This window comes from Arenibacter aquaticus (assembly GCF_003957295.1).
Lineage (GTDB): Bacteria > Bacteroidota > Bacteroidia > Flavobacteriales > Flavobacteriaceae > Arenibacter > Arenibacter aquaticus.
In genome coordinates, this window is the sequence record NZ_RQPJ01000005.1 from 446,051 (window position 1) to 456,843 (window position 10,793).

A 10,793-nucleotide genomic window follows, 5' to 3' on the forward strand; every position below is an offset into this window, starting at 1 on the left:
ATTATCGCTCTTGGCATACTGCCATGTAGCGGAGTAACTTTAAAACCAAAGAATATTGAAACCGCTTATCCATTGCTATATCTTACTCCTAGTCCTCCTAGCTTCTTGCAAACAAGACAAAAAACAACATGAATCAGAAAATCTGCCTAAAATCGCCATTGCCGGTTTGGGTATAGAAAGCAGCACCTTTTCTCCTGCCCTGACCCATGAGGACGCCTTTCATGCCAAAATAGGTGATTCTATATTTTCCAAATACCCATTTCTCCAAGTAGATTCCTTAAATAGAAAAAGGGCGCAATGGGTACCTACCTTGGTCGGGAAATCTTTGCCAGGGGGTACGGTTACCAAGGAAGCCTACGAGTCCTTGGTCTCCAAGACCTTAAAATTATTAAAGGAAAATGGTCCTTTTGACGGACTTTTTTTTGATATTCACGGAGCTATGAGTGTGGTAGGGATGGATGACCCCGAGGGTGATCTCATAGAACGAATTAGGGAAGTCGTCGGGACCAATGTCCTCATATCCACCTCCATGGACCTACATGGAAACGTATCCAAGAAATTAGCTAAACATACCGATTTAATAACTTGTTATAGAATGGCTCCCCACGAGGATGCCATACAGTCCAAAAAAAGGGCCGTTACCAACCTTTTGGACCGACTTGAAAATGGTATGGGCAAGCCCAAATATAAAGCTTGGATCCCTGTACCCATATTGTTGCCAGGGGAGAAAACCAGTACCCGAATTGAACCAGGGAAAAGCCTTTATGCAAAAGTGCCCAATGTGGCCAATAAAGAAGGGGTTATAGATGCTGCTATCTGGATTGGCTATGCTTGGGCAGACGAACCCCGCAACCATGCCGTAGTTATGGTTACGGGAGACGACAGGGAAAAAGTTAAAGACGGAGCCGAAACCTTGGCTCAAAGCTTTTGGGATGTACGAAATCAATTTGAATTTGTTGCCCCAACGACCAGCTTGGAAGAAAGCCTAAAGTTGGCACTGGCCAGTAACAAGCATCCATTCATAATCAGTGATATGGGAGATAACCCCACTGCTGGTGGTGCGGGGGATGTTACCTGGACCTTGGAACAATTGTTGGAAAGACCCGAATTTAAATCGGACAACGGCCCCTCCCTGATCTATGCCTCTATCCCTGGTCCAAAATTTGTTGAAAAAGCCATTGAAATAGGTGTAGGCGGAAAAATAAAAGCCACTGCAGGAGCTACAGTGGACAGTCGTTTTGCCGGGCCCTTGGAACTGGAAGGTACCATAGAAGCAATCAAATCAGGTGATCGGAATGCAGAAACCGAAGTCGTCGTTAAAATTGGGAGTATAATGGTAATCGTTACCAAAAAAAGGAAACCCTACCACCACCTGAGCGATTTTACCAACCTTGGCTTACATCCCAAAAAGACCGACATAATTGTGGTGAAAATAGGGTATTTGGTCCCAGAACTTTATGACATGCGCGGAGATTGGGTCATGGCATTGACCCCTGGTGGGGTTGATCAGGATATTAACCGACTTGGCTACAAACGTATCAAGAGACCTATGTTTCCCTTAGATAGCACCATGGCACAACCAGACTTGAAAGCTCAATTTATTCCCGCCTCCAACGCAACCGAATAATTATAGACCAGCTAATTCTAAAACCGTTTAAAGGCTACAACTCCCTGTGATACCTAAACTAGTTTTTATTACAATCTAGTTGTTCCAATTCTGACTTATTTCGACAGCTAATTTCAGAATTTCTGTGTCACTGGATTTTACCATGTTATTTGTCTTTTAAGAATATTCTTCTGGGGGTACTGGTATTTGAGTATTACATAATCATATAGTAGCTCACAATTACCCCAACTAAACTGTATTTAGAACCATCGCTATACAAACCCAACAATTGACCCCGGGTCAGTTTTTAGCAATGCTACAACTACCCAGTCATTATCCCCCCCTATTTCCTTTTAGGTACCCGAAACGGCTTTTAGAATAATGAATCCCCAATGGGCATAGGTGAACATAGGCCATATACCATTTTATTATTATCAAAAAATCACTATTCTTGTAACATTATGAAATCGGCCATCCGTAAATTTCCTATCCCCAATACAAAATGCCTAAAGGTAAAGCAACTTGTTGAGCCCCACTTTGATCCTACTTGGCATTTCCACCCGGAATTTCAACTTGCCTGTGTGTTCCAAGGAACTGGGACCCGCTATGTAGGTGATGATATCAGCCAATTTGATTCAGATGATATGGTCTTGACAGGCGCCAACCTACCCCATGTTTGGAGAAGTGATGACAAATACTTTGAGAATAAGGGATTAAGTACAAAAGTTATAGTAACCTACTTTTCTCCTGATTTTATGGGCGATATTTTCTTAAACAAGGATGAGATGGCTAGAATTAAACAACTACTAATTTCTGCTGATAGAGGTATAGAGATCGTTGGCAATACAAAAAAAAAGATTCGTAAAATAGTCCAAAAAATGTACCGGCAAGAAGGTTTTGAAGAAGTCCTGTCCCTTTTGCACATTTTGCATATACTGTCTACCTCCAACGATTTGCGCATGATAAACAAACAAGGTTATGTAAACAGGGTTTCCGATTCGGATTCCACAAGGATGCAGCTGGTGCATAATTATATTCTAAATCATTATAAAACAGAAATTAGATTGGAGGAGATTGCTAAACTGGCGAATATGGCCCCCAATTCGTTCAGTCGCTATTTTAAGTCCAGGACCAATAAATCTTTTACCGATTTTATAGCGGAGCTAAGGATAAGCATGGCTTGTAAATTATTAAAATCAAACAATCAATCCGTTATTCAGATTGCATACGAATGTGGTTATAAAACCCTTTCCAATTTTAACAAGAAATTTAAGGAGATTACAGGTACAACCCCAAAAATGTACAGAAAGAATTATCTACAAATTCTTTGATCTTCAATTAATGGTGCAACTTACAAACGCATAATTCCAGGGTTACCGTTATTTTATCCAAACGACACTATTTTTAAGGATTGTCCGATACGCTTTTAATCCATGGGCCCTTTCATCATGCCCCAAGGTATTTCCAATAATTTTAGCCTTGGGATGCTTTACCACCCATACTACTGGGTACTCTTTTCCAGATTGTAACCCCCTGCCTACTGCCAAAACTTCTATTTCAGCATCAGGGTCTTTTTCCCATCTATAAAGTTCATCAGTGATCCTAAAAGTCGAAGGAACCCCTTTCATTAAAGGGTGATTAGGTTTTATAACTTTTACCTCAAATTCTTGAAGTTTCTCATGGGATCTAGATCCTCCGCCAACAAGTGTTTTGTTATATTCTGGCCAATCTTCCCAATTGTACCAAGTACTTGGGTGATAGATCAGCATATTCATCTTACCCTGATTTACCCTGGTCATAACAGCATTTTTGGTATTAATATCCAAGGGCTTGTTATTGCTAAGAAAAAGAATATCGGTAGACGGTATCAGGGCTCCCAGTTCCCTAGGGTTCTCAGTGTAAATCACAGTATTCTTGCCTCCTTCACTGAGCACCTTACCATCGGCGATACCAAAATACTTAAGAAAGTCATGGGAGCCACCGCCTCCCATTACAGTAATTTTTGGGGCATCTTTATTTTCTGAAATGTACGATCCGGGAGCCGTTACTATGATAACGCCTTGCATCATTCGCCAATGACCCGGAAAAGTACATACATAGGGGTAGATACCAGGAGTATCCGGTAGTTTTAATACAACAGACCCCTTAGCTCCCGGAGTCAACATATCCGTAGCTCCCAATACGTATCTTGATTTGGGGACATATCCATATTTTTCGGCTTCAGGATTTTTTAGGAATCCATCTACCATAGCTCCAAAAGCATCTAGGCTACCTGGTTGAATAACCACCAAATTATGGGACATTTGATCCCTGTTGTTCAAAACAATTTCTACGGTCTGACCAGCCGTGGCGCGGAGGGTTTTCTTATCAAAAGCCATCTCTTGATTCACGGTATTAAGAACAAAGGTAACATCGGCCTTCACCTTACCAACTTTGCCTATACCCATATCTATATGCTGATTACCTCCCGTATTAACACAGTGAACGGCAATTAGATTCTTGCCTTTAGTAAACAATTTACCTTTCTCCTTGTCCAGTTTTATGTATTTATAAGTCTCACTAGAGCCGGTTTCTGATATTAAAAGCTGTCCGTTAATATAAATTTCATAATCGTCATCATGGGCTATTTTTATTACAGGCTCCGTCATATCATCATGGATAACCACCTCTTTCCGCATCCAAATATCATTGCTGCTCCATGGGGTGTTCACCTGTTTCATATTATCACCACCAAACTTGGCAGCCCCTTTTTTCCAATTAGAATCATCGAATTCCCATTTCGTCCAATCAGCTGTAGGCTTTACAGTAGTATAGTTCCAGATAGATTTTTTTTCTTCTGCCGAAGGCACTGTCATAACCACGGAAGAAGGGTCCACTTCCTCAAAGTTCAATTCCCTGAAATAAATCTTTATAGCGGCATTGAGCCATTTGTCCGAAGTAATAGCTGGATCCTTGGCCAACTTTTCTATTTCGGTGTACAAGGCGTTGGATTCTGGCAATTCCCCCGCCCGTAAAATGGCAGCGAGCTTTATCTGTGCATCCGGACTGTTCAATACGCCCGATTGGGCCAGGATCTTACTACTTTCCCGGGTGGTCGGCAATAAAGCGAGAGCAGCACGTTGCACGGCATAGGAACTACTGTTCAATGCGCCAACAGCCAATTGGTTAGCCTCATCATTGGAGCCACTCAACGCGCCCAACCCTTTTAAGGTCCATAGGGCATGTAAAGCCGAGGCGTTAAGTCCACTTTTATTGTTATTGTCCGCAGCTAATTCTATTAGATCTGGTATAAGGGATACTTTCTTATTTTCCACTATCAAACGCTGAGCTGTGGTCCTCCAAAACATATTGTCGCTCTTAAGAGCTTCTAGAAGTTTTTTATCATCCTTAGGGTTCAAGGAGCCAATATCAGGGTCTTCCGCATCCTCATGGGTAATTCTGTATATTCTACCATGTCCATAATCGCGCAACTTGTTTTTATGGGCATTGCCTTCTCCTTTTTCCGCATTCCATATTTGGTTTTCCATACCCCGTTTATCCGGGTTGTGCTGAATTACCGGGTTGTACCAGTCTGCGACCCACAAATTGCCGTCAGGACCTGTTTCTGTAAAAACCGGTGCGGTCCAGGCATCGGTACTGGCAAAAATATTTCCTCCATCAACCTCTTTATACCCTGCCCCATCCCTTACAATTTTTGCTATATGTACCAAATGACCTGTAGGCTCACAAACATACATTTGGTTCCAATATTCTTTAGGATAGTTTCTTGCGGTATAAAAATTGGCTCCTGAAGCCGCTGTATACCCCCCACGCACATCAACCTGTTGCAAGGGAATGGTATCTACCGGACTTATTTCGTAATGCCCTTGAATAAAATCTGCATTAACGGCCCATGAGGGTAGTTTATTTAAGTAGTTGTAATGCTTTAATGGAATGCCTACAAAACAACAGTGGTTATTGTTGGCGGTAGATCCAAATACTTCAAAGTTTTCATTAAAACCCAATCCCCAAGTATTGTTGTTAAATTGTCCCACAGGTTCAAAGTAAGAACCGTCTTTGGTAAATTTGTAGACCCCCATTTTAAATTCCACAGGTTTTCCTTGGAACTGATTCTCAAAACCGGAATAGCCTACGGCACCCCAGATCATATTATCCAATCCATAGTGCAAATTTGATGGTCCCGCATGAGTGTCCCAAGTTCCGAACCCATCAAACAGAACGGTGGTTTTGTCCATTTTGTCGTCCCCATCCGTATCCTCCAAGAAAACCATATTTGGAGCCTGTGCTACAATGGCACCTCCTTTTACCAAGGTAATGCCCGTTGTTAAATTTTGCTCGGTTGCAAAATCAGTAAAGGTATCTGCCTTCCCATCGCCATTGGTATCCTCACAAATGGTAATTCTATCACCCCCAACATCATTGGCCAATCCATGTGGATAATCTTTGGACTGTACTACCCATAGTCTTCCCCTTTCATCCCAAGTAAAGGCTATAGGATTAATGATATTGGGCTCAGCGGCATATAGCTCTGCCTTGAATCCTTCTGGAAGTTGAATGTGTTTTTGGGAATCCTCCGGACTCAAAGGGTTTTGTACCCGTGGGGTTTCACCTGTATATGTCAATGGCGGAGGCGGCTCTTTTTCCCCAGAACAACTAAACATGAAGACCATACCACAACATAGTGGTAAAATGTAGGCAGTTATAATTTTCATTGTTTTCTCTTTTAATTCTATAATTACTCTAATCAAACCCAATTGGATCGCTTAATGAAAGGGTTAATTTTTTAGTCGCTCAAATTCTCGGACGATACTGGCAATAGGGAACTTTTTCACTTACATCTATTGTTCCGGCCTCCCACCCATTGGGAGGGGATAAAATTGCCAAAAATTCCAATTCTTCATCTCCCGCATTGAAGGTACCGTGGGCAACATTTGCACCTATATAAACAGAGTCACCCGCTTCAAGTAGCTGCATCTCTCCTTCTACCCACTGTTCGGCGGTGCCTTTAAGTATATAAAGAATTTCATGCATTGCCGGATGCAGGTGAAAATTATGGCCACCTCCTTTGGGCACCACCACCTTCACCATATAGGAGTCTGCCTGTTCTATAATATCGGGATGATAGTGCCAATGATGTACTCTCCCAATAATCTTTTCCAACATTAGGCCCTTCTCCCTTACAAATTTCCAATTCCTTTCCATGGGTTAACTATAGGGTCAATGCCTTAAATTCCTTGGTCAAATTGGTCAATGACTGTTCTACCCCCATTCTTTCCAAGGAAGAGGCCCCCACAAAACCGTGCAGGCCCTTGCAATGTTCCAGAACGTATTTTACATCGGCAGGGGTATTGATCGGACCGCCATGGGCCAACAAAAATGCATTGGGATTTGCCTTCTTTACGGCGTCCACAATTTTTTGGGTACGCTCCAGGGCATCATCCATTGAGGCAGTAGCGTTTGTAACCCCAATAGATCCACCTACTGTTGTCCCCACATGGGCAATTATAGCATCCGCACCCACATCGGCCATTTGTACGGCCTCTTCGGGCTTCCCCACATAAACTACTGAGAAGAGGTCCATTTTGGTGGCCAGATCTACCATTTGCACTTCTTTTTGAAAGCTCATTCCTGTCTCTTCCAATACGTTTCTAAAGTGACCATCAATAATGGAATGGGTAGGAAAATTATTTACCCCGGAGAACCCCATGTCCTTTACTTTTCCAAGGAAATGCCACATCCTTCTCCTTGGGTCGCTACCGTGTACACCACATATCACCGGAACCTCCTCTACCACCGGAAGCACTTCAAACTCTCCAATCTCCATGGCCACCGCATTGGCATCGCCATAGGCCATCATACCGGCCGTAGAACCGTGCCCGGACATTCTAAACCTACCAGAATTGTAAATAATGATCAAATCCGCACCTCCCTTTTCTATAAATTTAGCGCTAATTCCCGTTCCTGCACCTGCGGCAATAATTGCTTTTTTTTGATCTATCACTTTTTGCAACCTGTCTCTCACCTCCTTTTTCGTATAAGGGTTTCCTTTCCCTGTCCATGGATTCGGCATATTCTTTTATTTTATGATTAACTGATTTTTGGTTAAAATTGATTTCTAGCAGTTGTTTTATTTGCAATTGAAGTAATTTGAAATGGACCTTTACTCCCAATTTCGCGCACCATATTAAAACCGTCTATTGTTTTGAGGCAATCAAAACTTATTGCCACCAAAAGGACACGATTTTACATATTGACCGATTAACTGCCAATTCCATAACAAATGTTGTAATTAATCTCTATAAAAGAAATCTGCATTTCACCCAAAACTGACTGTTTAAAACCATATTATTCATAAAACAAGTATATAAACAGCATAATCAAGAGTGGTTTAGAACTAATCAAGCCTACTGCTTGTATTGAAAGGACTAGAATCCTACCTATTACTTTAGGGATTTTTAACAATTAAGATTTCGTTAATATAAAATTAGCCCTAAAAACGGTACTTTAGAAAAAACCTAAACACCACCCACCATTGCAGATTTCAAACACTTCCTTAAAGTTAAAACCGCAATTCAAACTAAAAGGAATATATAAGTCCCTTCTAATTTGTTTTTCCATAACCGCTCTGGCCTTTTTTGGCTGTTCCCCCAAATTATCCCACATAACCCCGCCCATTGGAGTAATAAAAGAATTTTCAAATAGTGGTAATGGTATTTTGGAAGATAAGTGGTGGACTGCCTTTAATGATGAACAACTGAATATCCTAATTGATTCAGCATTACAGTCCAACCTAAACTTAGCCGCTACCTGGCAGCAATTTTTATCGGCCAAGGCCGTAGTGGCCCGGGAAGCCTCCAATAAATGGCCGCAGATAGAAGCCTCGGCGCAATCGGCCATAAATTTACCGGAACCCGATTTTGTGGGTGGTGAAAATACGCAATTGGGTCTCTCCGCCAATTATGAAATTGATTTATGGGGCCGCATAGGCACTGCTGTGCAAGCCGAGAAATTAAGAGCAGATGCAAGCCTGTATGATTACCGTACTGCAGCTATTTCCCTCTCTGCTGAAATTGCTTCAACTTGGTACCAACTCATAGCTGCAAAAAAGCAATTGCAGATTACGAGGGACCAAATTGCCACGAACGAGGACATTATAAAACTAATAAGGTCCCGGTTTGTGGGCGGCCAAATTAGGGCCGTAGATATTCTAAGGCAAGCCCAACTCTTGGAAAGTACCAAAGAACAGGAAATAATCTTTGAAACCAATGTGGCTCTTCTGGAAAATCAATTGGCTGTACTTATAGGTAAGCAGCCGCAGTCCAGTATAGTGTTCAAAACCACCCAATTACCCGTTCTTCCAGCATTACCGGCAACCGGTATGCCCTTGGAACTTATTAGGCGTAGACCGGACATACAACAATCCTATGCCCAATTATTGGCTACTGATAGGGATATGGCTTCGGCCGTACGCAGTAAATACCCAAGATTATCGGTAAGCGGAAGGGGGCAATTACGATCCAATAGTTTTAAAAACCTCTTTGATAATTGGGCCTATACCCTGGCCGGAAATATTTTGGCCCCTCTGTTTTATGGCGGACAGCTAAGTGCGGAGGTAAATAGAACCAAAGCTCTAAAACAACAGCGCCTTTTGGAGTACGGACAGATCACTTTGGAGGCATTTCAGGAAGTTGAAAATGGTTTGGTACAGGATGTAATGCAAAAGCAACGGGTAGAAAATATTGCCCGGCAATTACAGCTTGCCGAAAAAAGCAACCGGCAGTTGCGAATAGAATTTTTAAATGGTTTTAGTCCCTATTTGGATGTACTCATCGGTTTGGATGCGGAACAGCAATTACGAAGGGATTATATACAGGCCCAAAGGCAACGCATTCAGATACGGATTGGGCTATACAGGGCTTTGGCGGGAAGTTTTGAAACCGAAAGGGAATTTAGCAACCAATAGAAAAACGACTTTATGAGCAATAAAAAAATACTGTGGATATGTTTGGCAATTCTACTTGGAGGCATTGCCATTACCACCTTAATTTTCTCTACAGAACCTGAAGCACAAACCGAAGGGGCAAGTATTGAAACGGCAATGTTAGTAGACGTAATAAGGGTACAAAGTGGCACTTACAAACCAATAATAGTGGCTACAGGCAATGTACAGCCCGTGGAAGATGTTATATTAAGTCCGTTGGTTTCTGGACAGATTATCAGAAGGGATCCTGCCTTTAGCCCAGGTGGTTTTGTAAGAAAAAACCAAGTACTCTTACAGATAGACCCCTCCGATTACAAAAACACCCTAGAACTAAGAAAGAGTGAATTACTGCAATCACAGACTACCTTGGACACTGAAATGGGCCGTCAACAAATTGCGGAACAAGACTTAAAACTTATAACGAACGATTCCCTTTTTGGAAGCGACCCGCTATCTGAAAGTGAGCGTCAACTGGTGTTGAGGCAGCCACAACTCAATGCTGTTAAGGCTACCATCCTAGGTGCCAAGGCCTCAATGGAACAAGCTCAACTAAATTTGGAACGAACTACCATTCGCGCTCCTTTTGATGCCCATATCCTGAGTCAAAATGTTACCCGGGGATCACAAGTTGGCCAAGGGGATAATTTGGGCCGACTTGTGGGAACGGACTATTACTGGGTTACTGCAACGGTACCGGTCTCCAAACTGCAATGGTTACGTTTTCCCAATAATGACACGGAAAAGGGAGCAATGGTCCATATTACCAATAGTACAGATTGGCCGCAAGGTCTTTATCGAGAAGGCTATCTGGACAAACAGATAGGGGCGTTGGACGGACAAACACGCTTGGCACGTATACTGATCAAAGTAGCGGACCCCCTCTCCAAAAGCACCCCTCTTAAAGAAAAACCAAAGCTTATGATAGGCACTTTTGTAGAGGTCAACATCCAAGCAAACCCCATAAAAAATGTAGTGCGACTTAAAAGAGATTATGTGCGAAGCAATAACACAGTTTGGGTAATGAAAGATGGGAAATTGGAAATTCGCAATGTAGATATTGAGTTGACCGATAATGAGTACGCTTATATTCAGAGTGGCCTAAATGAAGGTGAACAGGTCGTTATCACAGATTTGAGTACGGTGAGCAATGGCATTGGGCTTAGGACCCGTTCTGCGGGAACCGAGAACGAAATGAAAGAATAGCAA

Annotated in this window: 7 protein-coding genes; 4 read left to right on the plus strand and 3 right to left on the minus strand. The window is 42.3% G+C overall.

Annotated elements, in window-relative coordinates; translation table 11 throughout:
- The first annotated feature begins 55 nt into the window (after nt 1–55).
- Nucleotides 56–1,627 carry a M81 family metallopeptidase gene (locus tag EHW67_RS11275; protein ID WP_238389902.1) on the plus strand — a complete coding sequence of 524 codons (1,572 nt, stop codon included), beginning with the start codon at nt 56–58 and terminating at the stop codon, nt 1,625–1,627.
- A 440-nt stretch (nt 1,628–2,067) separates the two neighbouring features.
- Nucleotides 2,068–2,937, plus strand: a complete 870-nt coding sequence (locus EHW67_RS11280; RefSeq protein ID WP_126162474.1) for an AraC family transcriptional regulator — start codon at nt 2,068–2,070, stop codon at nt 2,935–2,937.
- A gap of 48 nt (nt 2,938–2,985) precedes the next feature.
- Here EHW67_RS11280 and EHW67_RS11285 read toward each other — a convergent pair whose 3' ends face one another.
- From EHW67_RS11285 to EHW67_RS11295, 3 genes are all read right to left on the minus strand, one after another.
- Nucleotides 2,986–6,318 (minus strand): PVC-type heme-binding CxxCH protein, encoded by a 3,333-nt coding sequence (locus EHW67_RS11285; protein WP_126162475.1) that lies wholly within the window; start codon nt 6,316–6,318, stop codon nt 2,986–2,988.
- Between the two features lie 79 nt (nt 6,319–6,397).
- The gene (locus tag EHW67_RS11290; RefSeq protein WP_126162476.1) at nt 6,398–6,808 is read right to left on the minus strand and encodes a cupin domain-containing protein; all 411 of its coding nucleotides are present in this window, start codon (nt 6,806–6,808) and stop codon (nt 6,398–6,400) included.
- A gap of 7 nt (nt 6,809–6,815) precedes the next feature.
- On the minus strand, nt 6,816–7,676 hold the full coding sequence (locus EHW67_RS11295) for a phosphoenolpyruvate hydrolase family protein (protein WP_126162477.1): 861 nt from the start codon (nt 7,674–7,676) through the stop codon (nt 6,816–6,818).
- A 462-nt stretch (nt 7,677–8,138) separates the two neighbouring features.
- Here EHW67_RS11295 and EHW67_RS11300 point away from each other — a divergent pair, with 462 nt between their 5' ends.
- A complete protein-coding gene (locus tag EHW67_RS11300) occupies nt 8,139–9,569 on the plus strand; it encodes an efflux transporter outer membrane subunit (RefSeq protein WP_238389904.1) in 1,431 nt (476 codons plus the stop codon).
- A 12-nt stretch (nt 9,570–9,581) separates the two neighbouring features.
- On the plus strand, nt 9,582–10,790 hold the full coding sequence (locus EHW67_RS11305; RefSeq protein ID WP_126162478.1) for an efflux RND transporter periplasmic adaptor subunit: 1,209 nt from the start codon (nt 9,582–9,584) through the stop codon (nt 10,788–10,790).
- Nucleotides 10,791–10,793 lie beyond the last annotated feature (3 nt).

Excerpts from the sequence above, each read along its gene's own strand:
- EHW67_RS11290 (WP_126162476.1), bottom strand. The coding sequence starts at position 6,808 with ATGGAAAGGAATTGGAAATTTGTAAGGGAGAAGGGCCTAATGTTGGAA.
- EHW67_RS11305 (WP_126162478.1), top strand. The coding sequence starts at position 9,582 with ATGAGCAATAAAAAAATACTGTGGATATGTTTGGCAATTCTACTTGGA.
- EHW67_RS11285 (WP_126162475.1), bottom strand. The coding sequence starts at position 6,318 with ATGAAAATTATAACTGCCTACATTTTACCACTATGTTGTGGTATGGTC.
- EHW67_RS11295 (WP_126162477.1), bottom strand. The coding sequence starts at position 7,676 with ATGCCGAATCCATGGACAGGGAAAGGAAACCCTTATACGAAAAAGGAG.
- EHW67_RS11280 (WP_126162474.1), top strand. The coding sequence starts at position 2,068 with ATGAAATCGGCCATCCGTAAATTTCCTATCCCCAATACAAAATGCCTA.